Origin of the sequence: Nocardia sp. NPDC051832, from assembly GCF_040681285.1 — a bacterium.
Classification (GTDB): Bacteria; Actinomycetota; Actinomycetes; order Mycobacteriales; family Mycobacteriaceae; genus Nocardia.
The window spans coordinates 993,922-1,020,191 of sequence record NZ_JBFAYL010000003.1 but is presented as its reverse complement, the minus strand read 5'-3'; the positions used below and the strand labels follow the sequence as shown (position 1 = coordinate 1,020,191).

Annotated in this window: 25 protein-coding genes and 1 riboswitch; of the genes, 12 read left to right on the top strand and 13 right to left on the bottom strand. The window is 67.9% G+C overall.

The window, feature by feature from the left end; all coding sequences use genetic code 11:
- The first annotated feature begins 27 nt into the window (after positions 1-27).
- Together AB0M14_RS22385 and AB0M14_RS22380 are read left to right on the top strand one after the other, a co-directional pair.
- Complete coding sequence (locus AB0M14_RS22385) at positions 28-651, top strand: DUF305 domain-containing protein (protein ID WP_364997880.1); 624 nt, start codon at positions 28-30, stop codon at positions 649-651.
- Between the two features lie 175 nt (positions 652-826).
- Positions 827-1,372 carry a hypothetical protein gene (locus AB0M14_RS22380; protein ID WP_364997878.1) on the top strand — a complete coding sequence of 182 codons (546 nt, stop codon included), beginning with the start codon at positions 827-829 and terminating at the stop codon, positions 1,370-1,372.
- Between the two features lie 9 nt (positions 1,373-1,381).
- On the opposite strand, the gene AB0M14_RS22375 is transcribed toward AB0M14_RS22380, so the two are convergent.
- The 5 genes from AB0M14_RS22375 to AB0M14_RS22355 all read right to left on the bottom strand — a co-directional run bounded on the left by AB0M14_RS22375 (position 1,382) and on the right by AB0M14_RS22355 (position 4,959).
- The gene (locus AB0M14_RS22375; protein WP_364997876.1) at positions 1,382-2,224 is read right to left on the bottom strand and encodes a metallophosphoesterase; all 843 of its coding nucleotides are present in this window, start codon (positions 2,222-2,224) and stop codon (positions 1,382-1,384) included.
- 64 nt (positions 2,225-2,288) lie between these two features.
- The gene (locus tag AB0M14_RS22370) at positions 2,289-2,702 is read right to left on the bottom strand and encodes a MerR family transcriptional regulator (protein WP_364997874.1); all 414 of its coding nucleotides are present in this window, start codon (positions 2,700-2,702) and stop codon (positions 2,289-2,291) included.
- Positions 2,699-3,037, bottom strand: a complete 339-nt coding sequence (locus AB0M14_RS22365) for a hypothetical protein (protein ID WP_364997872.1) — start codon at positions 3,035-3,037, stop codon at positions 2,699-2,701. Before AB0M14_RS22365 ends, AB0M14_RS22370 begins: the two co-directional genes overlap by 4 nt.
- Before the next feature lie 53 nt (positions 3,038-3,090).
- A complete protein-coding gene (locus AB0M14_RS22360) occupies positions 3,091-3,891 on the bottom strand; it encodes a methyltransferase (protein ID WP_364997870.1) in 801 nt (266 codons plus the stop codon).
- Between the two features lie 81 nt (positions 3,892-3,972).
- Complete coding sequence (locus tag AB0M14_RS22355) at positions 3,973-4,959, bottom strand: hypothetical protein (RefSeq protein ID WP_364997868.1); 987 nt, start codon at positions 4,957-4,959, stop codon at positions 3,973-3,975.
- A 242-nt stretch (positions 4,960-5,201) separates the two neighbouring features.
- Positions 5,202-5,353: riboswitch (TPP riboswitch) on the top strand.
- On the opposite strand from AB0M14_RS22355, the gene AB0M14_RS22350 reads away from it, so the two are divergent.
- Together AB0M14_RS22350 and AB0M14_RS22345 are read left to right on the top strand one after the other, a co-directional pair.
- Positions 5,350-6,708 carry a cytosine permease gene (locus AB0M14_RS22350; RefSeq protein ID WP_364997866.1) on the top strand — a complete coding sequence of 453 codons (1,359 nt, stop codon included), beginning with the start codon at positions 5,350-5,352 and terminating at the stop codon, positions 6,706-6,708. Its footprint overlaps the riboswitch before it by 4 nt.
- Before the next feature lie 16 nt (positions 6,709-6,724).
- On the top strand, positions 6,725-7,534 hold the full coding sequence (locus AB0M14_RS22345) for a DUF72 domain-containing protein (protein WP_364997864.1): 810 nt from the start codon (positions 6,725-6,727) through the stop codon (positions 7,532-7,534).
- Between the two features lie 15 nt (positions 7,535-7,549).
- Here the strand turns inward: AB0M14_RS22345 and AB0M14_RS22340 are convergent, their stop codons facing one another.
- Positions 7,550-8,482: a thioredoxin domain-containing protein gene (locus AB0M14_RS22340; protein WP_364997862.1), complete on the bottom strand. Its 933-nt coding sequence runs from the start codon at positions 8,480-8,482 to the stop codon at positions 7,550-7,552.
- A 128-nt stretch (positions 8,483-8,610) separates the two neighbouring features.
- Here AB0M14_RS22340 and AB0M14_RS22335 point away from each other — a divergent pair, with 128 nt between their 5' ends.
- From AB0M14_RS22335 to AB0M14_RS22325, 3 genes are read left to right on the top strand one after another with little or no spacing between them, the layout of a single operon-like run.
- Entirely contained in the window at positions 8,611-8,910 is a 300-nt protein-coding gene (locus AB0M14_RS22335) for a hypothetical protein (RefSeq protein ID WP_364997861.1), read from the top strand.
- Positions 8,910-10,778 (top strand): alpha/beta hydrolase, encoded by a 1,869-nt coding sequence (locus AB0M14_RS22330; RefSeq protein WP_364997859.1) that lies wholly within the window; start codon positions 8,910-8,912, stop codon positions 10,776-10,778. Before AB0M14_RS22335 ends, AB0M14_RS22330 begins: the two co-directional genes overlap by 1 nt.
- A complete protein-coding gene (locus AB0M14_RS22325; protein ID WP_364997857.1) occupies positions 10,775-11,650 on the top strand; it encodes a hypothetical protein in 876 nt (291 codons plus the stop codon). The genes AB0M14_RS22330 and AB0M14_RS22325 overlap by 4 nt, the downstream gene beginning before the upstream one ends.
- A 40-nt stretch (positions 11,651-11,690) precedes the next feature.
- Here the strand turns inward: AB0M14_RS22325 and AB0M14_RS22320 are convergent, their stop codons facing one another.
- Both AB0M14_RS22320 and AB0M14_RS22315 read right to left on the bottom strand, forming a co-directional pair.
- A complete protein-coding gene (locus AB0M14_RS22320; RefSeq protein WP_364997855.1) occupies positions 11,691-13,292 on the bottom strand; it encodes an ABC transporter substrate-binding protein in 1,602 nt (533 codons plus the stop codon).
- Between the two features lie 15 nt (positions 13,293-13,307).
- The gene (locus AB0M14_RS22315; protein ID WP_364997854.1) at positions 13,308-14,906 is read right to left on the bottom strand and encodes an ABC transporter substrate-binding protein; all 1,599 of its coding nucleotides are present in this window, start codon (positions 14,904-14,906) and stop codon (positions 13,308-13,310) included.
- A 536-nt stretch (positions 14,907-15,442) separates the two neighbouring features.
- Here AB0M14_RS22315 and AB0M14_RS22310 point away from each other — a divergent pair.
- Positions 15,443-17,131 (top strand): hydrogenase maturation protein, encoded by a 1,689-nt coding sequence (locus AB0M14_RS22310; RefSeq protein ID WP_364997852.1) that lies wholly within the window; start codon positions 15,443-15,445, stop codon positions 17,129-17,131.
- Between the two features lie 16 nt (positions 17,132-17,147).
- Positions 17,148-18,119, top strand: a complete 972-nt coding sequence (locus AB0M14_RS22305; protein WP_364997850.1) for an MHYT domain-containing protein — start codon at positions 17,148-17,150, stop codon at positions 18,117-18,119.
- Between the two features lie 21 nt (positions 18,120-18,140).
- On the opposite strand, the gene AB0M14_RS22300 is transcribed toward AB0M14_RS22305, so the two are convergent.
- Complete coding sequence (locus AB0M14_RS22300) at positions 18,141-19,190, bottom strand: AsnC family transcriptional regulator (RefSeq protein WP_364997848.1); 1,050 nt, start codon at positions 19,188-19,190, stop codon at positions 18,141-18,143.
- 101 nt (positions 19,191-19,291) lie between these two features.
- Between AB0M14_RS22300 and AB0M14_RS22295 the strand changes: the two genes are divergently transcribed.
- Complete coding sequence (locus AB0M14_RS22295; RefSeq protein ID WP_364997846.1) at positions 19,292-20,452, top strand: lactate 2-monooxygenase; 1,161 nt, start codon at positions 19,292-19,294, stop codon at positions 20,450-20,452.
- On the opposite strand, the gene AB0M14_RS22290 is transcribed toward AB0M14_RS22295, so the two are convergent.
- Complete coding sequence (locus tag AB0M14_RS22290; protein ID WP_364997844.1) at positions 20,445-21,116, bottom strand: hypothetical protein; 672 nt, start codon at positions 21,114-21,116, stop codon at positions 20,445-20,447. The genes AB0M14_RS22295 and AB0M14_RS22290 overlap by 8 nt on opposite strands.
- A gap of 114 nt (positions 21,117-21,230) precedes the next feature.
- Here AB0M14_RS22290 and AB0M14_RS22285 point away from each other — a divergent pair, with 114 nt between their 5' ends.
- Positions 21,231-22,157 (top strand): NADP-dependent oxidoreductase, encoded by a 927-nt coding sequence (locus AB0M14_RS22285; protein WP_364997842.1) that lies wholly within the window; start codon positions 21,231-21,233, stop codon positions 22,155-22,157.
- On the opposite strand, the gene AB0M14_RS22280 is transcribed toward AB0M14_RS22285, so the two are convergent.
- A complete protein-coding gene (locus AB0M14_RS22280) occupies positions 22,147-22,716 on the bottom strand; it encodes a helix-turn-helix domain-containing protein (protein WP_364997840.1) in 570 nt (189 codons plus the stop codon). The genes AB0M14_RS22285 and AB0M14_RS22280 overlap by 11 nt on opposite strands.
- A gap of 201 nt (positions 22,717-22,917) precedes the next feature.
- Here AB0M14_RS22280 and AB0M14_RS22275 point away from each other — a divergent pair, with 201 nt between their 5' ends.
- Entirely contained in the window at positions 22,918-24,147 is a 1,230-nt protein-coding gene (locus tag AB0M14_RS22275) for a cytochrome P450 (protein WP_364997838.1), read from the top strand.
- A 59-nt stretch (positions 24,148-24,206) separates the two neighbouring features.
- Here the strand turns inward: AB0M14_RS22275 and AB0M14_RS22270 are convergent, their stop codons facing one another.
- Positions 24,207-24,809, bottom strand: coding sequence for a hypothetical protein (locus AB0M14_RS22270; protein WP_364997836.1), 603 nt, complete (start codon positions 24,807-24,809; stop codon positions 24,207-24,209).
- 84 nt (positions 24,810-24,893) lie between these two features.
- Positions 24,894-26,213, bottom strand: a complete 1,320-nt coding sequence (locus AB0M14_RS22265) for a HupE/UreJ family protein (protein WP_364999011.1) — start codon at positions 26,211-26,213, stop codon at positions 24,894-24,896.
- Between the last annotated feature and the right edge of the window lie 57 nt (positions 26,214-26,270).

Genomic DNA, 26,270 nt, shown 5'->3' with positions numbered 1-26,270 from the left:
CACCCCCAATTCCCCAGGAGTACAAGCATGTTCAACAGTCGTACCCGAATCACCCTGGCCGTCGCCGCGATCGGCCTGATCGCCGCCGGCTGTAGCGACGATTCCGGCTCCATGCCCGGCATGGACCACAGCGCGTCGTCGAGCGCGGCGGCCACCTCCGCGCCGGGCGCGCGCACCGATTTCAACGACGCGGATGTCGCCTTCCTGCAAGGCATGTACCCGCATCACGCGCAGGCCGTGGAGATGGCGAAGCTGGTGCCCAGCCGCAGCCAGAACCCGCAGCTGCTCGCCCTCGCCACGGCGGTGGAGCAGGCGCAGTCGCCGGAGATGGAGCAGATCAGCAAGCTCCTGCAAAGCTTCGGCAAACCTGTGCCGAGCGCGACGGGCGAGCACGCCGGGCACGGCGCGACCATGCCCGGCATGATGTCCACCGCGCAGCTGGACGCGCTGCGCGCCGCCTCCGGCACCGCGTTCGACCGGCAGTGGCTGGAACTGATGATCCAGCACCATCAGGGCGCGATCGCCATGGCCGACACCGAGATCGCGGGCGGTGTCAATCCGGAGTCGGTGGCGCTGGCCCGGGCGGTGCGCACCGCGCAGCAGGCCGAGATCGCCACGATGAACGGCATGCTCGCCGGTCTCCCGAGCTGACGCAGGCGTGACCGGGCCCGTGACTCTCCCAGGTCACGGGCCCCTTCGGGGTACGGATGGGTATCGGTTGGCAGCCCAGCTGACGGGAATGCCGCCGACCCAGTACCGTCGAAACGTCCGATTCCGACCGCGCAGCGTCATCGGGCCCCCGAGGGACATCAGAGAGGCGTACACGATGCGACGACTAGAGCGCGCCGGCCTGGCCGCCGCGACGGCCGCGACCGCTACCGGCATCATCTTCCTCGGCGCTTGCTCCAAACAGATCGAGGGCGCCGCCGAGGCCAACCAGACCGAGCTGGCGTCCTACACCTCCGAGGTGACCGCTTCCTCGATCTCGTCGTCGATCGCGGCGTCGTCGTCCAAGGCGGCCGCGGTGGAGTCGGCGATCGAAACGGCTTGCGACACTTTCGCCGAGGTCACCTCGAAGTCGATCACCTCGTTCAACGCCTACATCGCCGCGGGCGAAGCCGGCGCCTCCGACGAGGACGCCAAGGCCACCGACGCCGTGAACACGCTGCGCAGCGGCGCCACCGAGCTGACCGCCAAGCTGACCAGCGAGTTGCCGCCCCGGATCGCCGATCCGCTGCGCACCTACCGCGACGACAGCAACACCGTCGCCGACAACGTGGAACGCCGGGTGAACGTCGACACGCTCAATGCCTCGGTCGACAAATTCAACGCGAGCAAGAACACCGCGCGCGACGCCTGCCTGGCCGGATAACCGCTCGCCTCAGGCGATTTCCCGTTCCGCGGCCACCTCGGGCGCGTACGGGAGCGGCAGCACCAGCCAGGAGTCCGAGCTCTCGTAACCGATCGGATGCGAAGCCTCCGGGTCGGCGCCGAGACCTTCGACGCGGGTGTCGCCGACCTGGTCGGTATAGCGGTAGTGCAGATGCCCGTGCAACGCCAGCCGGGGCCGCAGGGCATCGACCACGCGCTGGACGCGATCCTGGTTCGGCAGGCATTCGGGCAGGTTCTTGCGGTTCCAGTCCGGGTCGGCGGCGCGCGGCTTGTCGTGGGTGAGCAGCACGTCCACCGGGGTGGAGTCGGCGGCGAGCAGGGCCGCGCATTCGGCGTCGGTCATCTGCTCTTCCGGGAACCACAGCGTGCCTTCGGTCGCCGGTCGGCGGGCGGAACCGAACTGCCTGCGGCGCTCGGCTTTTCGCTCGCGCTGCGCCTCCGCGGCCAGCCGCCAGCCTTTGTCCACCGAGTATGCGCCACCGAACGCCGCGAACCGGGTGCCCTCCCAGGTCCAGCGGTGCCCGCGGGGCGCGTAGCGGATGTTCTTGCGGCACACCAGGAAGCCTTCGTCATCCGGTTCGGAGCCGTAGAGTTCGTGCAGCAGCGAGGATTTATCGTGATTGCCGTCCAGGAAATACACCCGGACTTTCTTCTTGCGCGCCACCCGGTCCACCACATCGAAGTAGCGCCGGCCGGCGGCGGTGTGCTCCCAGGCGCCGAAATCGCCGAGGACGAACATTCTTTCGCACTCTTCGCGCACGGCGACCTGCAACAGGTCGATGGCATGGCTGGTATTGCCGTGCAGATCCCCGGTCATCAGAACACTCCCCATCCGGCAATGATGGCAGGCGCGGAGTCCTGCGGCAGCTGGATTTCCGGCGGTCGCGGCGGCGCGGTCAGCCCGGCTGCGCGAATGGCACTGGGCAGCCGGAGTTTTCCGCACAAACGAGCAGGTCGTCACAGCCCGCCGTCAGTGTGGCGCGCAGCGTGTCACGGATTGCCGTGAGCTCGGCGAGTTTCGCGTCGACCTCGGCCAGTTTGGTTTCGGCATGGCGGCGCAGGCCGGTGCCGGAGCGGCGTAATCCGCTGGCTGTCAGCAGGTCCGCGACCTCGTCGAGGGTGAAGCCGAGTCGCTGCGCGGCCTTGATCACGCGCAGCAGGGTCACCGTCTCGGGTGGATAGACCCGGTGCCCGCCCAGCGAGCGCCGCGGCTCCCGCAGCAGGCCACGGCGTTCGTAGTACCGCAGGGTCTGCACATTCACGCCTGCCGCGACGGCCAGCTGACCGCTCCGCAACCCCGTGTCACTCATGGTCTTTCCCGTTCCGCCAGTATCCGCGCCAGGTTCCGCCGCAGCCCGGCCAGCACTTCGGCTCGACCGGCGGGCACCTCGATGGACATGATCAGCTCCGCACCGCTGCCGCCGAATTCGAAGGCGAAGAACGAGCAGCAGGCGGTTTCGAGTGCGGCCAGTTCGCGCGCGCGAGCCGCATAGGCCGCGTCGACCACCAACTCCAACCGGGTGTGCTCCGGCTGCCGCATCTCCCGCACCGCTTCGGCGAAGAACTCGTCGAACGCGGCGACCCGCGTCGGTTGCTCCGCCGTCGGCAAGGTGCAGGCCTCGGAAACCCAGGCAATTTCTTCCACATCACCACGGTAAGCCTGTACCGGGGTACCGATTGCAAGGTCGGCAACGCCGCTCATGCGGCCATGCGGCCGGTGGTTGTGTAAATCCGCAGCGACCACAATCGGAGGTCGGGCCGGGTGAAGGCCTCGCCCAGGGTGTCGAGATCGCCCGGGGCCAGACCGGCTGCGGTCAGCGGGCCCGGCAGCAGCAAGGTGTGCAGGCGGAACAGGGCGCAGCCGGGGCTGCCGCCGGGCCAGATCTCGCCGATGCCCGTGGACCACACATCCGACAGGCCCGCGGCGTGGAAGACGGTGGGCGTGCGCCGGGCCCAGGAGAAATCGATGCCCGCGAGACCGGCGACGGCGTGCATGGCGTCGCCGAACCTGCCGACCGCGGCCGCCGCCTCCGGGTTCGGCGCGGTGATGACGAAATCCTGCTGCGGGCCGTCCCAGTCCGAGACGACCAGCACGCCGCCCGGAGCCAGCGCCGAGGTGAGGTGCCGCAGCACGGCTTCGCGCTCGGGCAGGTGCATCAGGACCAGCCGCACGTGGATCAGGTCGAAGGTGCCGGGCAGATCGTCGACGCGGATGTCGTGCCGGCGAATCTCGATGCTGTCGTGCGGCGGAATGTGGTGCGGTTCCAGATCGGTCGCGAGCACCGACCCGGTGGGGCCGACCGTGGTGGCCAGCCAGTGCGCGATGTTGCCGTTGCCCGCGCCGATATCCCAGCAGCGCCAGCCACTGGTCACCCCGGTTTCCCGGAGCACGCCTACGGTGTGGGCGTTGAGGATGTCGCACAGCAGCCGAAACTGCTCCGCGGCCTTTTCATTCGCGTTGTCGAAGACGTACTCACCATGGACCGGTGCGGCGCGCATCAGAACACCCCCGAACGTCGACGTTGGCTCCCTCTATGGGAAACCCCCGGACGCGGGAAAACAAGACCCAAAGGCCTCTAGTCAGGATCGTTGGCCCCAGTCCCGGCGGTAGGCGGCCCAATCCTGGGGCGTCGCAGCGAAATCGACGTACAGGGCGACGCCGAAAGTTTTCCGGTGGCGGTCGCCGCGGCCCAGGGCCAGACGGATCCCGCGGAGCGCGGCGGGCACGGTTTCCGCGGACCCGTGGTGGCCGGGGTCGTCGGCCCAGAAAGCGGGAGCGCCCATCAGCAGGTCGACTTCGGCGGGGGTGACGGCCAAGGCGAGCGAAGTCTGCTGTGCGACGTATCCGCCGTACAGGGACTGGGTCGGCATCGCGGTGTCGTACGACATCACCGCTACCTGATCGACGCGCCGCGCCACATCCGCGAAATAAGCCTGGGACCACCACTTTCCGTGGTCCCGCAGGGCGATGCCGACCGAGTGCAGGCCGGGCAGCGGATCGATCTGCGGCGCCGACACCGACAGCGGCGCGTTGCGGCTCCGGGTGACGGTCCGGACCTGTTCGAGAATCGAGAGGAAGTCGCCCGAACCCGAACGGACCGGCTCCAGATCCAGGTGCACGCCGTCGAATCCGAGGTCGAGCACCTTGCGCGCGGAGGCCGTGATATTGGCGCGCGTGGCGGGATCGCCCATGTCGAGGTCGTCGAACTCCGGCTCGACGAGCTGACCGAGCCAGGACTGCACCCGGATTCCGGGCAGGCTGCGATGCACCGCGTCGACGAACCAGCGGGCCCGCGGATGCAGGTCGTCCGGGACGCTGCCGTCGTGCGCGAAGGGACCGGTGTGCACGAACAGCTCCTTGATGCCGGTGCCGGACAGCAGCGTCACCAGGGCGGCGATATCGGCCTCGGTCTTGCGGCCGTCGACCCAGGCGTGACCGAGCCACACCGCGTCGCGGCCCCGGGTCCGCGCGTCCGCGGGCGGATCGCCCGCATATTCCAGCCGCAGCGCCAGGGCCAGCCCGCCCACCGCCGTGAGCAGCAGGCCGAACACCAGCCCGGCGATCACCCCCGCCCGCCGCCACCGCGACCAACCCCGCCATCGCGCACCGATTGCCCTGAAGAATGCTCGCACCGCACCCGCCCCATGGTCTCCGCTCCGGGTTCGGCGAATCCTCCACCCCGGCAGCACCATTGCAGCCTACCGATCAGGGGACCGCACAAGATCTATCCACAGCTGTCCATACCCACGGTGATCAGGGATAACGAGACATCCCACGAATGAAGTGGACGCGTGTACTATTCGGCCGGACCATCCACTGCGGGAGCTCGGGCACGGCCGGGCTGAGAGGGCGAGACCTAGCCGTAGCGACTGCTTGCAGGTCGCTCGAAAAGATCAGCTTCGCCGACCGCGCGAACCTGTCCGGGTAATGCCGACGTAGGGAAAGTGCTCGTAGTTATGTCTGCTCCAACTGAAGCGCACGAAGCGCCGCTCACCCTCGACCAGCCCGCACCCCGGGTGCTGTCGTTCTGGGATCAGAGCGCGTTCTGGGCGAACCTCGGCGTCAGCCTGTTCGCGTTCTCCGGCGCGTACACGGTGCTCGCCCCGAACACCGACGGTGCGCTGCAACTGTCCATCGCCGCGGGCATCGTCGCCATGATCATCGGCACCGTCGTGGGCGGGCTGATGCTCGGCCTGGCCGCGGTCCCGGGCGCGCGGACCGGCAAACCGGCGATGGTGCTGCTGCGCGGCCTGTTCGGCGCGAAACTCAGCTACCTGCCGACGATCCTGAACATCGCCCAGCTGATCGGCTGGGGCACCTTCGAGCTGATCGTCATCGGCAGCGCCGCGGAGGAGCTGTTCGGCGGCGGGCCGCGCTGGCTGTACGTTGTGGCGGCGGGCGTGATCACCACGGTGCTGACGATCTGGCCGCTCGGCTCGGTGCGGATGCTGCGCCGGTTCGTGACCATCGGCGTGGTGATCGCGCTGGCCTGGTTCTACATCCAGTTCTTCCGGGCCGGGATTCCCGACCTGACCACCAACCCGGGCCCGAAGGGTAACGGCCCGTTCGGCGTCGACTGGAGTCTGTTCTGGATCGCGACCGACGCGGCGCTGGCCGTCTCGATCTCCTGGATGCCGGTGGCCGCCGACTACACCCGGCATTCCAAGAGCAGCCGGGCGGCGTTCGGCGCGGCCAGCGGCTCCTATGCGCTGACCCAGATCGTCGCCTACATCCTCGGCCTGCTCGCGCTGGCGCTGGCCACCAGCGACAGCGGAACCTACGGCCCGTTCCTGCACGTCACGCTGGGCGCGTTCTTCTTCTTCATTCTGGTGTTCCGCGAGGCGGATCAGTCTTTCGCCAACGTCTACTCCACCGCCGTCTCGATCCAGAACCTGTGGCCGCGCATCGACCGCCGCGTCCTCTCGATCGGGCTCGGCGTGCTGATCACGGTGCTCGCGCTGTGGCTGCAGATGGACGACTACTTCGGCTTCCTCGGCCTGATCGGCTCGGTCTTCGTGCCGCTGCTGGGCGTGCTGGTCGCGGATTTCTTCTTGCGCGCCAAGGGTTCCTGGAACACCGAGGAGGACGCGCCGTCACGCTGGGGCATGGTCGTCGCGTGGCTGGTGGGCCTGTCGGTGTACCAGCTGATCAACCCGGGCGACGCGGGCGCGTGGACCCGATTCTGGGTGAATATCCAGGAAGCGCTGGGCTTCACCAAGCAGGCCTGGATGAGCGCGTCGCTACTGTCCTTCCTCGCGGCCGGCCTGGTCGCCTGGTTGGTCGGCCGCGTTGCGGCGACCCGCGCGCCGAAATAACTGCCACTATGGCCGGATGGGCGAGATCCGCATCGGCACCTCGGGCTGGCTGTACCCGCCGTGGCGGGGCGCGTTCTATCCCGAGGGCCTGGTGCAGCGCCGCGAACTCGCCTACCTGGCAGAGCAGTTCGACACCGTAGAGATCAACGGTTCGTTCTACGCTCTCCAGAAACCGGCCAGCTACCAGAAGTGGGCCGGGCAGACCCCGGACGACTTCGTGTTCGCCGTCAAGGGCAGCCGCTTCATCACCCATATGAAGCGGCTGCGCGACGGCGACACCCTGCTGTCGAATTTCCTCGCCTCCGGCGTGCTCGCGCTGGGTCCGAAACTGGGCCCGTTCCTGTGGCAATTGCCGCCGAACTTCGGCTTCGATCCGGCTGTGCTGGCCGACTTCTTCGGCCGCCTTCCCCGCAGCACGGCCGAGGCGGCGAAGATCGCCGCACAGCACGACGACCGCGTCGACCCGGCCTATCTCACCCCCGACGCCGACCGCCCACTCCGCCACGCTCTGGAGATCCGCCACCCCAGTTTCGACACCCCCGAATTCCCCGCGCTACTCCGCGAATTCGGCATCGCACTGGTCATCGCGGATACAGCGGGCAAATATCCCGCCCTCGAAGAAATCACCACCGACTTCACCTATATCCGTCTACACGGTCACGAAGAGCTCTACGTCAGCGGCTACACCGACGAGGGACTCGACATGTGGGCCGGAAAGATTCGCGATTGGGCCCAGCACGGCGACGTCTACGCCTATTTCGACAACGACGCGAAGGTCATGGCCCCACGAGACGCACGAGCCCTGAAAGACCGCCTCGCCCGATGACCTGAACGGAACAGGTCAGAGATGTGGTTCGATTTCGGCGATCAAGTGCTGCTTGCCGCCGAAGCCGATGACGCGGTGGATTTCCTTGCCGTCCTTGAACATCAGGATGGCGGGGATGCCGCGGAACTGGAAGCGCTCCCAAATGCCTTCGTATCGGTCGACATCGATCTTGCGGACGAGAACCCGGCCGGCCCACTGTGCGGCGAGTTCGACCAGCACCGGAGTGACCTGGCGGCACGGGCCGCACCATTCGGCCCAGAAGTCGACCAGTAAGGGGACGCCGGTCGAGCTTTCGGCTTCGATGTCCTCCGGGGTGATGGCGGTCAGCTTGTCGCGGGCTGCCAGGTAGACCTGTTTCTCCGCGGCTTCCTGGGCGAGAACCTCGCTGGGGATCTGTTCGCCGTGCGCTCGTACCCAGGCCGTGAGTTCGGCGAAGCGGGGTCCGGGGGCGTTGTGCTCGCCGCAGGCTTCGCTGACCGCGCGGGTCAACGCTTGCAGCGCTTCGCCGGTGTGCCGGCCGGCGCCGGTCAGCTCGAAGGCTCGGACGGTGACGGCGTCGCCGGCGCGCTGGAGCTCGAGGTCCTGCCAGAGCTGGACGGTGTATTGCTCGTCGTCGGTGACGTGCCAGCGGACGGTGATGTCGCGGAGTTCGGCTACCTCGCGGGCGGTGGCCTCCGCATCCGACAGGCGGGTGCCGTGCTCCCGGACGTAGGCGGCGAAGGGTTCGAACTCCGGCGAGCCGGGGCCCGCGCCGATCAGCTGTTGCAGGCCGCCGAGCAGTTCGTCGTACACCTGCGCCGCGCTGTCGTTCTTCGCGTCGAGCTGGAAGGCCGGCCAGTGACCGATCGTCTGGCCGTCGGCTTCCTCGAGTTGCACGGTTTCGAGCAGCTTGACGAGGTAGGTGCCCGCCTCGGGCAGGGTGACGGTGAACTCGTGATCGCGCTCCATGGACCCCTCCGGCGCTCGCATACGACTGACACCAATCGTAGTTCTCCGCCGGGGAAAGTGGAACCGATCTTGCCCGCGCTGCGTCGAAGTGAGAGAACGCACTGTTGTGGCGACGACTAGGGAGAGATGTGGGCAACGAGGCTCAGTTCGGGGTGCGGCCCGAACAGTTGACGAACATTTCCGCGACGTGGCGGCGGGAGGCCGGGGACCTCACCGGGCTGGCGTGGTCGGCGTTGTCCGCGGTCGGCGGCGAGGGCAGTGCGGTGCTGGCGGCGGTGCGCGACAGCGCGGATCCGGCGCAGCAGGCGGCGGTTTCGATCGCCAGCAGGTTCACCACGATGGCGGAACTGGTGGACAGGTTCGCGGGTGATATCGCCGAGCGGGATGCCGAGGTCGCGGCGGCATTCGGGAAGCTGGAGGCGCGCTGATGCGGCCGACGCTGCCGCAGCTGGCGGCCTGGAACCTCGCGGGGCTGCTGCAAGCGGCGAAGGTCGCGAACGAGAACGCGGTGACGCTGTACGACTCGCTCACCGATTCGTCGCGGGCGATGGACGCCGCGCAGGAGTGGCGCGGGCAGACCAAGGACGCCGCCTGGCGGCGGACCAACGAGGAGATCGATCACGCCCACGAGGTGCGCGGACTGCTGGTGCAGTTCGCCGACGAAGCCGAGGACGCGCACCGGGAATTCGAGACCGCCCGCACCTACGTCCTGGCGCAGCAGTCGGCGGCGCAGACCGCGGGCTGCACAGTCGGCGACACCGGCCTGGTCACGCATCCGGCCGGCGGAAACACCGAGGCCGGTGTCTTCCAATTGAATATCCTCGCCGGCCTGGACGAGATCGAGCGCATCGACACCAGCTACGGGGAACGGCTGCGCGCCATCCAGGCCGATCTGGCCGCGATCCGGGAGGGCCAGCAGGACATCATGTTCCAGGGCGTCCCGCGCGATCCGGACGACGTCGTCACGCAACTGGCGGCGATGACCGCCGACGAGCGCGCGGCCGCGCTGGCGCAGCTGAGCCCGTCCGATATCCGGGCTCTGGTCATCGCGAATCCGGACGTGCTGGGCAACCTGAACGGCGTCCCGTTCCCGGTCCGCATCGCGGCCAACGAGATCAACCTCCGCAACGCCATCCAGCAGGAGAAGCACAAGCCCGAGCCGGATCAGGATCGGATCAAACGGCTGGAGGGCTTGCTCACGCCGATCGACGATCCGACCAAGACCGACAAGGTGCTGAAGCAGTCCGAGTCGGACAAGCAACCCGAACTCGAACTGGTCCGCACCGCGGGTGTCAGCGATGCCGACGACGCGAAGCTGGACCGCAAGTTCATCATGTTCCGGGCCGACGAGGGCACCGGCCACATGATCGAGATGGTCGGCGAATTCACCTCGGACACCAAGGGCGTCGGCGTCTACGTGCCCGGCACCTCGACCGATCTGGACGGTTCGGCGTCCAACCAGGCCGCGGCCTGGAATCTGGCCGACCAGACCAAGGGCCCGGTATTCCTGTACATGGAGGGCGATTTCCCGCAGGATCTCGGCCCGTCCGGCGCGATGAACCCGAAGTACGCCGCGGACATGGCCCCGAAGCTGGTCGAGTTCGGCAAGGAGGTCGATCGCGAGGTCGGCCGGCAGGCGCCGGGCACTCCGGTCACCTACGTCGGCCATTCCTATGGTGGTTCGATCGTCGGCACCGCCGAGCAGCAGGGTCTGCGCGCCGACCGCATCCTGCACGCCTCCTCGGCCGGTACCGGCGTGGAGGACAAGGCATGGAACAACCCGAACCCGAACGTGCAGCGCTACGCCATGACCGCCCCCGGCGACCTGATCGGCGCCGCCCAGTCCGCGCCCCGCGACACCGGCCTGCCGTCCTGGCTGGACCTGCCCGGCATCCCGGAGAGCAACCCGCACGGCGGCCATCCACAGGGCACCGACCCGGACGAGATGCCCGGCGTCACCCGCCTGGACACCGGCTACTACGGCGACTACAACGGCGACGGCAAGCAGGAGGTCGTCTTCGGAACGGACGGGCACGGAAAGTACTGGGACGATCCGAATTCCACCGCTTTCCGCAATATCGCGGGCGTCATCACGGGCTCCGAGGTGCACGCCTATCGGGAGCGCGGCATCGAAACCGATTATGTGGACATCGATCTCGGCGACGACGGCGATCTGAAGGACGAGGTCGCCGATCTGCTCGCCGCGCAGGCCGCGCAGCGGCTGGGCAAGAAGCCGTACGCCGATCCGCGTGTCACCGACAACGCCGAACTGGGACCGAGGATCCTGGCGTCATGAAATTGCTGCTCGGTGTGCCCGTCCTGGTCGCGGTCGCGCTGCTGTCGACCGCGGCGGCGTGCGACCCGTACACCGGCGGCCCCACCGAGCAGGAGATCCTCGACCGGTCCGGGCTCACCGTGGACAAGGCCGAGTTCGCGATGTTCGGCAATCTGCTGGCCGTGTCGCCGGATCCGGGCCGGTCCTACAGCGTCGAAGCCGGCCGCACCGGCTGTCGCACCAATGCCTCCGCGATGACGGTCGGCCCGCCCTGGAAACTGCGCGCGCAGGACGAATTCCGAGATCCCGCACCGGAATTGGTCCGCGCCGCACAGGACAGGGTGACCGCGCTCGCCAAGCGCGACGGCTACCGTATGAAGGACGATCAGGACCGGGTCAAGTCCTTCGCCACCGCCACGGGTTATGAAGGCGGCGTGCGGCTTTCGAACGACGACGTGCTCGTCGTGTGGGCGTCCGCGCCGTGCGCGGCCGAGATCCCCAGCACCGACGGGACGCTCGCCGTCGCCCTGGAGCAGATCCCGGAACTCACCCGGAAAGCCGTGCAGGCCTTCAACAACGGCAACCCGCTCGACCTCTACGCCCTAACCTGCGGCGCGCTGAACCGGAAGCTCACGGCCGGGCCCCAGACGCCGGAGCGCCAGGCCCTCGAGCGAGAAATGCGCGCCGATGCCGCCGCCCGCGGCCTGGGCCAGATCACCGAGATCACGAACTACCGCTGGGCCGACAGCAGCCAGAGCGAGATCGCCGCCGACGTGACGGTCCGCTACGCAAAGCACGCGCCGGGGCTGGACCACACCAGGAGCAAGCGCTATCGCGCTGTCTATCAGCGGCTTTCCGGCGACACCGACCTGTGCTCCTTCGATCCGGCCTGAGTGGGACTCCCGGACCGGGAGTCCCACTCCGCCGAGCAATCTACTTCTCGATCCCCTCGAAATCGAATAACCCGTTCCAGGTGAGTTCGGCCTTCTTCACCTGGTCCGAGCGTCCCGCATTCGCCACGTAATCGAAGATCGGGATGTCGACCATGTCGCGGAACAGCAGCGTCTGGAACTCGGCGATGATCTTGTACGACTCCGGTAGCGAACCCGCGGCCAACGCGGCGTCCAGCAGCCGGTCCGCCTCCGGGTTCTGATAGCCGACACTGTTGGAGCCGGAATAACTGTAGTAATGCGCGGTGAGGAACTGCAGCATCGTCGGGTAGTCACCCTGCCAGCCGTAGCGGAAGGCCTTGCCGATGGTGCGGCCGGTGATCTGCGTGCGGATGTCGCGGAATGTCGGATACGGCACGCCGACCACTTCGATGCCCAGCACGTTCTTCACGCTGTTGGCGACGGCTTCGATCCATTCCTGATGCCCGCCGTCGGCGTTGTAGGCGATCTCGTATCTACCCGACCACGGCGACATCGCGTCGGCCTGCGCCCACAGCTTCTTGGCCTCCTCCGGGTTGTACTTCAGCACGTCCGAGCCGGGCAGATTCCCGTCGTAACCGGGTAGCACGCTCGAGGTGCGGTCGCGAGCAGGCAGGCGGGTGCCCTGGAAGATCTTCTCGGCCATCTGTTCTCGATTGATCGCCATCGATATCGCTTTGCGTCGGAGCACGCCTTCCTCGCCGGCGAAATGCGGCACAGTGGGCTGAATGCCGATCTTCTGGTTCTGCGCGGTGGGTTTGCTGATCGCACGGTCACCGAGATCGGCCTTATAAGTGGAGATCGCGCTGGGCGGGATGGTGTCCAGGGCATCCAGGTTGCCGCCCTGCAGGTCGGCGTAGGCGGTGTCGAAGGACTGATAGTGCACGAACCGCAGGCCCTTGTTCTTGGCCGGGCGGCCGCCCTGGTAGTCCGGGTTCACGTCCAGGTCGATCTTGACGTTGTGTTCCCAGGTCTTGAACTTGTAGGGCCCGTTGCCGATCGGAGCGTCACCGAACGCCTTGATGTCCTTGAACGCGGCGTCGGGCAGCGGATAGAACGGTGCGTACCCCAGCGCGGTCTCGAAATCGATGGACGGCTTTTGCAATTCGACCGTGAAGGTGCGGTCGTCGACGACTTGGAGGCCCTTCATCGTCTGGGCTTTCGGCGGTTTGGCCTGCACCTCGTCGAATCCGAGGATCGGGGTGAACACGTAGTTCTGTAACTGGGCGTTGGTGGCGAGGGCGCCGTAGTTCCAGGCATCGACGAAGTTCTTCGCCTTGACCGTGGTGCCGTCGGTGAACTTCCAGTCCGGCTTGATCGTGATCTTGTAGGTCTTGCGGTCGGTGGTCTCGATCTTCTCGGCCATCTCGTTGTGCGCGACGCCGTTGACGTCGTAGTACTTCAGGCCCGCGAACAACCGGTCGACGACCCGTCCGCCCATGTTCTCGTTGGTGTTGGTCGGTACCAAGGGGTTCTGCGGCTCGCCACCGTTGACGAGGACGATCCCGCCGGCGGCGCTGTCGTCGTCGTTCCCGCATGCGGACAGTCCCAGGCTTGTGGCCAACAGCACCGCCCCGGCCAACGCACCAGCTCTCGTGAATCTCACTGCGTTCTCCCCGGCCTACTTCTCGATGCCTTCGAAATCGAACAGCCCGTTCCACGCGAGCTCGGCCTTGCGCACCTTGTCCGAACGTCCGGCATTGGCCACATAATCGAACACCGGGATATCGACCATGTCCCGGAACATCAGCGTCTGCGCCTGCGCGATGATCTTGTAGGACTCTTCCAGCGTCGCCGCCGCCAGCGCGGCGTCGAACAGCTTGTCGAGTTCGGGATTCTTGTAGTCGACATTGTTGGTGCCGGAGTAGCTGTAGTAGTTCGCGGTGAGGAACTGCATCATCGTCGGGTAATCGCCCTGCCAGCCGTACCGGAAGGCTTTGCCGATGGTGCGCCCGGTGATCAGCGCGCGAATGTCGCGGAAGGTCGCGTACGGCGCGCCGACCGCCTCGATGCCGAGAATATTCTTCACGCTGTTGGCGACGGCTTCGATCCATTCCTGGTGTCCGCCATCGCTGTTGTAAGCGATCTCGTAGGTCCCCGACCACGGCGAGATGGCGTCGGCCTGGGCCCACAGCTTCTTGGCTTCCTCCGGGTTGTATTTCGTCACCTCGGAGCCGGGCAGGTTCCCGTTGAAGCCGGGCAGCGTGCTCGCGGTGAAGTCCCGCGCCGGATTACGGGTGCCGCTGAAGATCTTCTCGGCGATCTGCTCCCGGTTGATCGACATCGAAATCGCCTTGCGGCGCAGCACGCCCTCCTCGCCGGAGAAATGCGGCACATTGGATTGCACGCCGATGTGCTGATTCTGCGCGGTCGGCTTGGTGATGGCGCGGTCACCGAGGTCTTGCTTGTAGGTCGCCAGGGCGCTCGGCGGAATGGTGTCGAGGGCGTCCAGGTTGCCGGCCTGCAGGTCGGCGTAGGCGGTGTCGAAGGACTGGTAGTGCACGAACCGCAGGCCCTTGTTCTTGGCCGGGCGGCCGCCCGGGTAGTCCGGGTTCGGCTCCACCTCGATCTTGACGTTGTGTTCCCAGGTCTTGAACTTGTAGGGGCCGTTGCCGATCGGCGCCTCACCGTAGGCCTTGATGTCCTTGAACGCGGCGTCGGGCAGCGGATAGAACGGCGCGTAGCCCAGGCCGATCTCGAAATCGATGGAGGGGAACTGCAATTCGACGGTGAAGGTGCGGTCGTCGACGACCTTCAGGCCCTTCATCGTCTGCGCGGTGGGCTTTTCGGCGGACACCTCGTCGAATCCGAGGATCGGCGTGAAAACGTAACTCTGCAACTGACCATTCGTGCCGAGCGCGGTGTAGTTCCAGGCGTCGACGAAGTTCTTCGCCTTCACGGTGGTGCCGTCGGTGAATTTCCAGTCCGGCTTGATGGTGATCTTGTAATTCTTGCGATCGGTGGTCTCGATCTTCTCGGCCATCTCGTCGTGCGGGACACCGTTGGCGTCATAATATTTCAGGCCCGCGAACAATCGGTCGATAACCCGGCCGCCCTGGTTCTCATTGGTATTACCGGGCACCAGCGGGTTCTGCGGTTCGCCGCCGTTGACCGTGACCAAACCGTCCTCGGCACTGTCGTCCGTTCCACATGCGGAGAGGCCCAGGCTTGTGGCCAATAGCACCGCTCCGATCAACGCACCAGCTCTTGTGAATCTCACTGCGTTCTCCTGACATCGAGCAGAACCGGGGCGACCCTCATCCGACTGCCCCGGAATATATTCGGACAGTAGCGATTCGGAGGTCTGCCTGTCCTGCGTTCGACCAGGCCGCACCCGATTCCAGCAGCCCCGCCCGGTGGCGATTCCCGCCCGCGCGTCCACGGAGCACACCGTCGGCTACGCCGGGGCAAACCCAGCGATGTAGCGCGGCGACCCGCCACGGCGACACAGTCAGGGCACTCGAGCGGCAATCCGCGATTCGGCGATTTCGAAGCAGACCGAATACCCAGTGGGTTCGAGTTCTAATCAACTTGTTCTAAAGAACACATTAGCCAGACGCTATCACTATGCAATCTGCCCTACGAAAAGCATTGCGGACCAGCACTTTCAGCAGGTAGGCCGGGAATGCCAGATAACCGATCGGTCATTTGACCAAGGTGCATAACGGCTTGGTTACGGTTAACTTCCCTTGGTGCCGAACCGGACAACCGGGACGTCACCCCCGTGTCGCAGATATCCGCCTGATGGAGTAAACCTTGCGCATCCTGCTGGTCGCCAGCGCGTTCAACAGCCTCACTCAGCGCGTCCACACCGAATTACGGGCTCGTGGACACCACGTCGGGGTCGAACTGGCGTTAGGTGACGAACCACTCCGCGCAGGTGTCGCACGTTTCGAGCCCGAGCTGATCCTCGCACCGATGCTGACCAGGGCGATCCCGGAAGACATCTGGACCGAGCACACCGTGCTCATCGTGCACCCCGGCCCCAAGGGCGACCGTGGGCCGTCGTCGCTGGACTGGGCGATCGCCGAGGGCGCACGTAACTGGGGCGTGACGGTGCTCCAGGCGGTCGCGGAGATGGACGCGGGCCCGATCTGGGCGTCGGTGCCGTTCGCGGTGACCGCGGTCGGCAAGAGCGCGCTGTACCGCAACGAGGTCGCCGACGCCGCGCTGACCGCGGTGCTGCTGGCGGTGGAGCGCTTCGAAGGCGGCGAATTCAAGCCGGAGCCTTTGGATTACAACCGCTCCGACGTCAAGGGCAAACTGCGCCCGTACCACGCGCAGCCGCACCGGCGCATCGACTGGAACGCCGACGACACCGCCACCGTGCTGCGCAAACTGCGTGCCGCCGACTCTCAGCCGGGTGTGCTCGACGAACTGTTCGGCCGGGAATTCTTCCTACACGGCGGCCACAACGAGGACCAGCTGCGCGGCAAACCCGGCACCGTCGTCGCGACCCGCGACGGCGCGATCTGCCGAGCCACCATCGACGGCGCCGTGTGGCTGCCGCAGTTGCGAGCCCGGCGCTCCCCGGGTGGACCCCCGACCTTCAAACAGCCCGCCACCGACGCGCTCGGCGAGTTGCTGCCGTTCGTTCCGGAGGTGGCGGTCTCCCCCGCCGCGGCCGCCACCCGGGACACCTGGTCGGAAATCCGCTACCGCGAACAGGATTCGGTCGGCTACCTGGAGTTCGCCTTCGCCGGCGGCGCCATGAGCACCGGCCAGTGCCGCCGCCTGCTCTACGCCTACGAGCAGGCCCGCACCCGCCCGGTCAATGTGCTGGTTCTCGGTCCGGAACGCGACTTCTTCTCGAATGGCATCCACCTCAACGTGATCGAGGGCGCCGCCGATCCCGGCGAGGAGTCCTGGCGCAACATCAACGCGATGGACGATCTGGTCGAGGCCATCCTCACCACCACCGACAAACTGGTGATTTCCGCGTTGCCGGGCAATGCCGCGGCCGGCGGCATCATGCTGGCGCTGGCCGCCGACGAGGTGTGGTGCCGCGAATCCGCCGTCGTGAACCCGCATTACAAGTTGATGGGCCTCTACGGGTCGGAGTACTGGACCTACACGCTGCCGCGCCGGGTCGGGGCCGAGACCGCCGAACGCCTTACTCAGCAAGCACTTCCGGTCGGCGCCCGCGCCGCCCGCGCCCTCGGCCTGGTCGATCAGGTGATCCCGGGCAGCCCCGCGGCCTTCTGGGCCTGGGTGCGCACCGAGGCCGCGGCGCTCGCCGACTCGCCCGAACTGACCGAGCGGGTGGTGGCGAAGAAGCGCCGCCTAGCCGCGGACGAGGCCGTCAAACCGCTCGCCGCCTACCGCACCGAGGAACTCGCCCGCATGAGCGAGAACTTCGCCCCCGCGTCGCCTTATCACCAGCTGCGGCAGAACTTCGTCCACAAGGTCTGCGCGACCGCGACCCCGTCGCATCTGCTCGGCTGAGAACAACGGAGCACCAATGGAATTCGATCACTTCAGCTACGGCTGGATCACCCCGGTCGTGGCCTATCTCATCTCGGTTCTCGGCTCGCTGCTCGGCCTGCGCTGCACCTCGCACGCCCGGCTCGCCGAATGGCCGGTCGGCTGGCTGGGCGCGGCCGCCATCTCGCTCGGCGGCGCGGGCATCTGGGTCATGCACTTCACCGCCATGCTGGGTTTCTCCATCCCCGGCGCCACCATCCGCTACGACGTCCCGATGACGCTGCTCAGCGCCGCCATCGCGATCGTGTTCGTGTGGATCGGGCTGTCCATCGTGGTGCGCGGCCGGCGCGAGATCGTCGCGCTGCCGATCGGCGGCGCGATCACCGGACTCGGCGTGGCCGCCATGCACTACCTGGGCATGTTCGCCATGAAGACCGGCATGGACATGGAGTACGCGCTCGGCACGGTGGCGCTGTCGATCGTCATCGCGGTAGTCGCCGCGACCGCCGCGCTGTGGTTCATGCTGCACGTGCGCGGCCTGCTCGCCACCGTCGGCGCGGCCACCATCATGGGCCTGGCGGTCTGCGGAATGCATTACACCGGAATGTATTCCATGCACGCCGCGCACAGCTCCCACCATGCCGCGGTGACTCCGGACAGCGGCGTGGAACCCACGCAGCTGCTCACCCCGCTCATCGTCACCATCACGCTGGTGCTCATGATGCTGGTCATCCTGGTCGGCTTCGCCGAGATCGACGAGCGCAGCACCCGCGACGAACGCCTGGATCGCGAGCCGCGCGACCCGGCGGCGCACTGGCCGACCACCGACGAGGTGCGCAACCGCCAGTCCGCCGACTGGGGCTTGCGGCAACCGGCGCCGCAGCGGGGCAGGCCGGCCCAGCGTGCCGACAATCCGATCGGCGATGCCGGATCGGCCCGCGATGTCCGGATGCCGCGGCCGGTCGCCGATCGGCGCGGGAGCCAGCGGATCGCGCAAATCGACGCCTAGCGGCGCACCGGCAGCACCGGGTCAGCCGTTTCGAACCCGGTTGCCGGGAGCACTCCAGATATCCGGGGCGACCACCGACATCGAGCGACCCTGCGGGTCGAGAACGCGGCCGAGTAGCTTGTCGTGCCGCAGCGTGACGACGCGTTCACCGATGGTGAGCTCGGGATGCGCTGCGGCGAGCTGGTTTTCGAAGGCGAGGACATCGGCGACGGAATGCAGGCTGGCCTGCAACAGCAGGTTGTGCGTGCCGGTGATCGCGGCGCAGTTGCGGATCTGCGGGAGTTCGACCAGGGCGTGGCCGATGCGGTGCAGCTGATCGGTGGGTGCGGTGGCCCAGAACGTGACCGCGACGGGCCAGCCGCCGAGCGGGCGGGCGAAGTCGCAACGGAAGCGGAACAGGCCGAGCCGGGTCAGTTCGTCGATGCGACGTTTGACCGCGGCGGCGCCGGTCCCGAGCTGGGCCGCCAGTGCGGAGTAGGCGGCGCGGCCGTCCTGGGCGAGCGCGTCGAGCAGGGCGCGGTCCTGGTCGGTGAGGCGGCCGCGGTCGCGCTTCGACGGTGGTCGCGCGGCCGGGGCGGCCAGCCGGGTGCGCTGCTCCGGGGCGAGCGCGTCGATCCGCCAGTCGCCGCCCTCGGTGAACATGTGGGTGATCAGGTCCGCGCGGACGGCGGTGATCTCCGGAAGCGCGGGCAGCACGTCGAGGGTGTAGCGCGACATGGCCGCCAGGTCGGCCGCGCCGGCGGTGGCCAGAATGTGGTGCGGTCCGGCGGCGCGTTCCAGGGTCACCAGGTGCGGATGCCGCGCGAGCGCTTCGACTGCCGCGCCGGCTTGTCCTGCCGCGCAATCGATTCGGAGGTAGGCGAGGCAGACCCGATCGAACAGGCGCGGGCCGGGTGAGACGCCGACCCAGGCGGCGCCGCGGGCGGTCAGTCGCTGCCAGCGGCGCGCGACGGTGACCGGGTCGACGCCGAGCGCGTGCCCGAGCTCGGCCCACGAGGCGCGCGGGGCCAGTTGCAGGGCATGAATGAGCGCGAGCTCGTCCTCGGACAGGAGATCGTCATTATCCTGCATGATTCGCGGCCACTTGATTCATATCCTGCACTTCTGGTCGGCACAGCTTCCGATATCGGACTCTATCCCGGTACACCAGCACCGCGAGAGAGGTCGCACCGATGGCATTCGGCGATTACCAGAACGAGATCTACTTCCGCGGTCTGGGCGGCGTCCTGCCCACGCTGCCGATGAAATACGCGGAGTTGCGTGAGCGGGCGCAGGCCGCGCTGCCGCCGTCGATCTGGTCCTATGTCGCGGGCGGCGCGGGCGACGAGCGCACCCAGGACGCCAACGTCACCGCGTTCGACCGCTGGGGACTGGTACCGCGCATGTTCGTCGGCGCGAAGGAACGCGACCTCTCCGTCGAACTGTTCGGAATGACGTTGCCCGCACCGGTTTTCCTGGCGCCGGTCGGTGTCGTCGGCCTGTGCACGCCGGATGGGCACGGCGATATCGCGACCGCTCAGGCCGCCGCGCGCACCGGCGTGCCGATGGTCGCCTCCACCCTGACGGTGGATCCGCTGGAGCAGGTGGCAGCCGAATTCGGCGATACGCCAGGGTTTTTCCAGCTCTACACGCCCACCGACCGGGAGCTGGCCGCCAGCCTGGTGCAGCGCGCCGAACAGGCCGGATTCCGCGGCATCGTGGTCACGCTCGACACCTGGATCACCGGGTGGCGGCCGCGGGATCTGTCCACCAGCAACTTCCCGCAGCTGCGCGGGCACTGCCTGGCCAACTATTTCACCGATCCGGTGTTCCGGGCCGGGCTGGCGCGGACGCCGGAGGAGGATCCGCAGGCGGCGATCCTGCGCTGGATCCAGCTCTTCGGCAACCCGCTCACCTGGGCCGACCTGCCCTGGTTGCGCTCGCTCACCGATCTGCCGCTGCTCGTCAAAGGCATCTGCCATCCCGAGGACGCGCGGCGCGCGATCGACGGCGGCGTCGACGGCATCTACTGCTCGAATCATGGTGGGCGCCAAGCGAATGGCGGTCTGCCGGCGCTCGATGTGCTACCCGAGATCGTGGCCGCGGCCGATGGCGTGCCGGTGCTGTTCGACTCCGGCGTGCGCAGCGGCGCCGATATCGTCAAGGCGCTCGCGCTGGGCGCGACGGCGGTGGGCATCGGCCGACCGTATGTCTATGGGGCCGCGCTCGGCGGCGTCGACGGCATCGTGCACGTGCTGCGCTCGCTGCTCGCGGAGGCCGACCTGATCATGGCGGTGGACGGCTACCCCACCCGCAAGGACCTGACGCCCGAGGCGCTGCGCGCGGTCAGCTGAAACCCCGGAAACCGGTGGCCTGCAACAACTGCGCGCGGCCCAGATAGTCGACGGGCAGGTACTTCTCGGGCCCGGTGGTCCAGGCCTGCCCCGACTGCGGGTCGTACCGGCTCGGCATCGCGATGCCCGCGGGCGCGAAGGCGGCGAACCCGGTGACCGTGGTGCTGTAGGTGGCGCGCCACAGGTGATCGTGGAACGCAACGACCCCGGCGACATCGGATTCCGATGCGGCGCCGCGCATTCCGGCGACTTGCTCGGCGACGCCCAGCGTCGACAGGTAGACCAGCGTGCCGTCCGGATTCCGTCGCGGGTCGATGGACACGACATCGGTCATGCCGTACTTCGCGGTCAGCACCTCGGCAATCTCGACCTGCGCGTAGACCGGAATGTCCCGGCCCGCACGCGCCCGGACGACAGCCTCCGCCAGCGCCTCGTTGACCGGTCCCGGCTCGCCGATGGTGCGCGCGGGATCAGCTCCGGCGGGGATCCGGTTACCGAACGCGTAGGCGATGATCAGGCTGAAACTCTCCGGCGCGGCGACCGGCGTCTCCACCAACCCACTCGGCAGGTGGAACCCGCTGGGTTCCGCGTGCGCCGCGGCCTGCGCGGACAGCGGCGCGATCAGCGCGATCGTGATGGCGGCGCAAAGACGGGTGAACCTCATGCTCGCGACGCTAACAGCCCGCTCGGCGCGAGAATTAGTTGCGCTGCGGAATAAATCATGCGTAGTATCTGCTTCAGCAATAGTCCTCATGACAACTAACCCTTGGAGGCTCCGATGTTCGCCATCACCCAGACCACCTTCGGCGGCCCAGAAGTGCTGCGCGGCACCGAGATCGACCGCCCGGAGCCCGGCCCCGGCGAGGTGCTGGTGCGGGTGCGCGCCGCGGGCGTGAACCCCGTCGACGCCGCCACACGTGCCGGGCACTTCCCGCTGTTCCCCGAACCGCCGCTGGTCCTGGGCTGGGATGTGGCCGGGGTCGTCGAAGCGACAGGCGCGGACGCCGACCGATTCGCGGTCGGCGCGGAGGTGTTCGGCCTGATCAAGTTCCCCGCGCCGGCGGGCACGTACGCGGAGTATGTGGTGGCGCCGGTCGATCAGCTCGTGGCCAAGCCCGCCGCGCTGTCGATGGCCGAAGCCGCGGCCTTGCCGCTGTCCGGACTGACCGCATGGCAAGCGCTGGTGCAGATCGCGCGGATCGAAGCCGGGCAGCGGCTGCTGGTGCACGCCGCGGCCGGGGGCGTGGGGCATCTTGCGGTGCAGATCGCGAAGGCGCGCGGCGCCCATGTCATCGCCACCGCCCGTGCGGTGCGGCACGGGTTCCTCGCCGGACTCGGCGTGGATGAGCTGATCGATTACAGCGCAACGGATTTCACTACAGCGACCGAGACGGTGGACGTCGTGCTGGATTTGGTCGGCGGCGACTACACCGCGCGCTCACTGGCGCTGCTGAAGCCGGGCGGTTTGCTGGTCACCACGGTCGGCCACAACTCCGGACTCACACCGGAAGAGGCTGAGCAGCACGGGATTCGGCTGGAAGTCGTATTCGTCCAGCCGGCGGCGCAGGAGCTGGGCGCGCTCGCGGCACTCGCCGAATCCGGTCAACTGCGGGTGCATGTCGAACAGGAGATCCCGCTGGCCGACGCGGCCCGCGCGCACGCGCTGCCGGGCGGCGCCAAAGGCAAAACCGTGCTCATCCCCTGAGACCGTCCGGGGTGCGGAACAACGGCCCGACGAAGCGTTCGACCATGCGTCGTTCGGCGGCGGCGTCCGCGGCGGGCCAGGTGAGCAAGGACAGCACGACTCGCACGATCCACTGAGCGGCTTCGTCGTCCGGGGCGATCCGGGTCAGGGCGGTGGCGACCCGGCGCAATTCCGGTGCGGTGGTGAGGAGTTCGTCGGTCGCCCCGGCCCGGGTCCGGCTCAGCCATTGGGCCAGGGCCGGATCCGCGCGGATCGCCGCCACCGAGGCGAGGATCGCTTCGACGGCGCGGCGGGCGCCGCGGTAGGGCTCGACGGCGGCGGCGACCCGCTCGGCCACCGTGCTCGCCGCCCGGGTGAGGACCCGGTGCACGAGCTCGGATTTGCCGCCGGCGTGGCGGTACAGCGTGGCCCGGGAGCAACCCGCGCGGGCCGCGATGTCGGCGATACCGACGGTGTCGATGCCGTGTTCGAGAAACAGCTCGGCGGCGGCGGCTTCGATCCGCTCCAGCGCGACCGAGCCGCGCGGGCCACCGGCCAGCCAATCCACCCGCTCCGACATTGCTTCAACTCCTCGAACCGGCACCGATGTCTCGCAGTGAGACACAGTGCCAGAGAAGTCTCAGTTCGGCCAGGCTCGATTCCTGTATTCGGCACTGGCCGGCCGTGCTTCCCGTCGCAATGCGAGACGCCGATTGACAGTCATTCCGGCGCCGCGCACGGTGAGCGCTCCGAACGTGTTCCATGACAGCGGGAGCGACCCATGACGACGGCGTCACCAGGCGAGATCGACATCTTCGACCAGTGCCATCTGGACGACCCGTATCCCCTGCTGGCCGCCCTGCGCGCCCAGCGGCCGGTGTACACCGTGCCCGGCACCGACTTCCACCTCGTCTCGTCCTGGGACCTGGTCACCGAAGCGGCCGCGCGGACCGCGGACTTCTCCTCGCACCTGACCGGCCTGCTGGTGCAACGGCCCGACGGCCCGCCGATCACCTTCGACCTGGACGGCGGTGGGCAGGCGTTGCATGTGCTGGCCACCGCCGACGACCCGGTGCACGCCGCGCACCGCAAGCTCGTCCTGCCGTTGCTGTCCAAACGAATTCGCACCCTGGGCCCGGTGATCGAGCAGCTGGTGGACCAGTTGTGGACGGCCGAACTGCGCGGCGGCCGGATCGATTGGGCCACCGGAATCTCGGACCGCCTGCCGCTGGCGCTGGTCGCCGAGATCATCGGCCTGCCGCACGAAGACGTCCCGCAACTGCTCATCTGGGCCTACGACAGCACCGAAATGCTGGGCGGCACAGTCTCTTCAGCGCGGCTACCCGAGCTGGTCAGCTCGGCCGCCGCCCTCGCCGCCTATTTGCACGACAAACTGAACGCCGCGCAAGCGGCCGCGCCGCAGGCGGGTTCGACCCTGCTCGAGGTCCTCGCCAACGCCTGCCGCGATGCCGCGGTCGGCCCGGACGTCGCCGTTCTGATCCTGGTCCAGCTGATCGGGGCGGGCGGCGAATCCACCGCGGGGCTGATTGCCAACGCCGCCCGCGTCCTGGCCACCGAACCCGAACTACAGCAACGCCTGCGCGCCCGCCCCGAACTCCTCCCCGCGTTCCTCGACGAGGCCCTGCGCTGGGAATCCCCGTTCCGCGCCCACCACCGGCACGTCACCGCCGACACCGTCCTCGGCGGCGCCGCCCTCGCCGCCGGCAGCCATCTGCTGCTCCTGTGGGGCTCGGCCAACCGCGATCCGGCCGCCTTCCCCGAGCCGGACACCTTCGATCTCGAACGCCCCAACGCCCGAAAGCATCTCGCCTTCGGCAAGGGCGCGCATTTCTGCATCGGCTCGGCGCTGGCGAAACTCGAAGCGACAGCGGCACTCACGGCCCTGCTGCGACGCACCGCGGGGATCGCCCTGGACCCGGCCGACCCGCCGGAATGGGTCCCGAGCATCTTCGTGCGACGGCATCGCCGCCTCCCGCTGCTGATCCACTGATCAGCGCGAGGATGGGCGTCCGCGCCAAGTGCCCTGGCGCGGACCCCCTTCCGTCCGGATTACGGCTGGCCACCCCAGTAGGCGTAGCCGGAGTCGATCAGATCCTGTCCGCCGCAATGAATTTCACCGATGACCGCGCCGATCAGCGCGCCAGGGATGACGCCGATGATGATGAACAGGAGGCCCACCGCCGCGCCGATCAAGGCGCCCGCGCCCGCGCAGGGCAGGGCCCGGTTGAATTCGTAGTTCCACCAGTCGATCGAGGAATTGAAGTTCTCGCGGCGCAGGACCGGCGTGGTGGCCGCCAGCGTGAGCCGCTGCCCGTCCTCGGTGATGGAGGCGGCGAGCGGGAACTGCTGCCCGCCGGCCGCGACCGACAACGGAATAGTGGCGACCGGCTCGCCGGAAGCAGTGCGCAGCACGACAGCCGAGCGATCGGCATCGAGCGTGAAAGCACCACCGGACACGGTGGTGACCAGGGCGGCGGCGTCGGGCTGGGCCTGCACGCTGTAGGAAACCCCGTGATCGACACCCTGCAACGTGCCGGCCACCGCGACCGGCTGGGCGTCCAGCACGGGATCGGCCTGGGCCGGCGCGGCCGACAGCAGGCCTGCGGCGACACCGACGGATGTGAGAACAGCGACCGCGAACCTCGTATACATGAACCACTCCTTAGGTTTGGTGAGCGATACATACTTCGACGATGGGGCTGTGACGTCGGGCGACCTCATCGGTGCACTGAGAATCTAGCGGTAACCCATGGCGAATCGTTGGATCTGACGGCTCCACAGGATCCGGGCAGCCAGCACCACGGCGGCGGCCACCGCCACGGTGACCAGGCCCGGCAGCAGCATGGTCCCGGCCTGATCCGCGGCCCGGGCAATCGGATTGGCGAAACCGAGCCGATCGAAGGCCCAGCCGAGGGCCGCGATGATCACCACGAGCGCGCCGCCGACGCGCAGGACCGGCTCGGCGCGGGTGCTGGCCAGGACCAGCAACGGCGGCAAGGCAAACGCGACCAGCAGCAGTTGAATCGCCTCGATACCGAGATTGAACCCGAGCACGCTGAGCGCCAATTGACTACTGGACAAATTCAACTCGGCCAGTGTGAACGAGAACGCCATCCCGTGGATCAGCCCGAATGTTCCGGCCACGACGGCTTCCCGGCCCGGGAACAGCGGCCGGATGGCGTGCGCGCCGCCCACCAGGATCGTCACGGCGATCAGTGTCTCGATCGGGCCCGCCGGGAGTTCCAGCCGAGTCAGCGCGCTGACCACCAGCGCCGCCGAATGCCCGACCGTGAAAGCGAGTGTGACAGCCAGGATGTGCCGCACCGCGTGCCGCACCCGGTTGTCCGGCCGCCACCGACCGCCCTCGGCCCGCAGCACCGCCGGCAGCAGCAGGGTGAACAGGAACAACAGGTGATCTGTGCCTTCCAGAATGTGATGACCGCCGAGCAGCACCATACCGGCGAATCCCCGCCACGCGCCCGCGTCGGCCAGATCCACCGAAAGCGGTGGCACGGTCATCGAACCGGCATCTATGCGCACGACACCGACCTGCCTGGCGTCGTCGCCGCCGACTTGCCCTGCACGCCAGTCCTGCCGAACCGAGACGAGGGCGATGTGCGTGCCGACCTTGTGGATCACGGCGTCGTAGCCCAGCACGAACCGGCGCAAGTCCGCGCCGGGCGGCGGCGTCAGCACCGCCTGAACGACGAGTTCTTTATATGAGCCGAGCACCGTCTGATCCGCATAATCCAGTCGCATACCGCCGATCTCGACAGCCCACGGCACCCCCTCCGGCGTGGCCGGCCGCAAGTGCTCGCGTAGATAGCTCGCCAGCCCACCGATGTCCTCGTCCGACAACTGTGTCCGCAGATTGAGATCGATCCCGCTGGCCTCCGCGAGATTCCCCGCCGGAATCAGCAATTCCGCATCGATCGCCGTCTCCCCGACGTCGAGCACGACCTTGCTCCCCGGCATCGGATGCGCCGACGCGGCAATCGGATTACCCAGCAGCACAAGTCCCGCGCAACCGAGCATGACCAGGACTCTTCGTAGCATTCGCAGCACGCGCCAATGATGCGCGGCACCCGCCGACCCCCGAATCGGTCGATCGAC

What these genes read in the sequence shown, in the direction of transcription:
- AB0M14_RS22385 (WP_364997880.1), top strand. Translation starts at nt 28, where the DNA reads ATGTTCAACAGTCGTACCCGAATCACCCTGGCCGTCGCCGCGATCGGC.
- AB0M14_RS22380 (WP_364997878.1), top strand. Translation starts at nt 827, where the DNA reads ATGCGACGACTAGAGCGCGCCGGCCTGGCCGCCGCGACGGCCGCGACC.
- AB0M14_RS22375 (WP_364997876.1), bottom strand. Translation starts at nt 2,224, where the DNA reads ATGGGGAGTGTTCTGATGACCGGGGATCTGCACGGCAATACCAGCCAT.
- AB0M14_RS22370 (WP_364997874.1), bottom strand. Translation starts at nt 2,702, where the DNA reads ATGAGTGACACGGGGTTGCGGAGCGGTCAGCTGGCCGTCGCGGCAGGC.
- AB0M14_RS22360 (WP_364997870.1), bottom strand. Translation starts at nt 3,891, where the DNA reads ATGCGCGCCGCACCGGTCCATGGTGAGTACGTCTTCGACAACGCGAAT.
- AB0M14_RS22350 (WP_364997866.1), top strand. Translation starts at nt 5,350, where the DNA reads ATGTCTGCTCCAACTGAAGCGCACGAAGCGCCGCTCACCCTCGACCAG.
- AB0M14_RS22345 (WP_364997864.1), top strand. Translation starts at nt 6,725, where the DNA reads ATGGGCGAGATCCGCATCGGCACCTCGGGCTGGCTGTACCCGCCGTGG.
- AB0M14_RS22340 (WP_364997862.1), bottom strand. Translation starts at nt 8,482, where the DNA reads ATGGAGCGCGATCACGAGTTCACCGTCACCCTGCCCGAGGCGGGCACC.
- AB0M14_RS22330 (WP_364997859.1), top strand. Translation starts at nt 8,910, where the DNA reads ATGCGGCCGACGCTGCCGCAGCTGGCGGCCTGGAACCTCGCGGGGCTG.
- AB0M14_RS22325 (WP_364997857.1), top strand. Translation starts at nt 10,775, where the DNA reads ATGAAATTGCTGCTCGGTGTGCCCGTCCTGGTCGCGGTCGCGCTGCTG.
- AB0M14_RS22305 (WP_364997850.1), top strand. Translation starts at nt 17,148, where the DNA reads ATGGAATTCGATCACTTCAGCTACGGCTGGATCACCCCGGTCGTGGCC.
- AB0M14_RS22300 (WP_364997848.1), bottom strand. Translation starts at nt 19,190, where the DNA reads ATGCAGGATAATGACGATCTCCTGTCCGAGGACGAGCTCGCGCTCATT.
- AB0M14_RS22295 (WP_364997846.1), top strand. Translation starts at nt 19,292, where the DNA reads ATGGCATTCGGCGATTACCAGAACGAGATCTACTTCCGCGGTCTGGGC.
- AB0M14_RS22290 (WP_364997844.1), bottom strand. Translation starts at nt 21,116, where the DNA reads ATGAGGTTCACCCGTCTTTGCGCCGCCATCACGATCGCGCTGATCGCG.
- AB0M14_RS22285 (WP_364997842.1), top strand. Translation starts at nt 21,231, where the DNA reads ATGTTCGCCATCACCCAGACCACCTTCGGCGGCCCAGAAGTGCTGCGC.
- AB0M14_RS22280 (WP_364997840.1), bottom strand. Translation starts at nt 22,716, where the DNA reads ATGTCGGAGCGGGTGGATTGGCTGGCCGGTGGCCCGCGCGGCTCGGTC.
- AB0M14_RS22275 (WP_364997838.1), top strand. Translation starts at nt 22,918, where the DNA reads ATGACGACGGCGTCACCAGGCGAGATCGACATCTTCGACCAGTGCCAT.
- AB0M14_RS22270 (WP_364997836.1), bottom strand. Translation starts at nt 24,809, where the DNA reads ATGTATACGAGGTTCGCGGTCGCTGTTCTCACATCCGTCGGTGTCGCC.
- AB0M14_RS22265 (WP_364999011.1), bottom strand. Translation starts at nt 26,213, where the DNA reads ATGCTACGAAGAGTCCTGGTCATGCTCGGTTGCGCGGGACTTGTGCTG.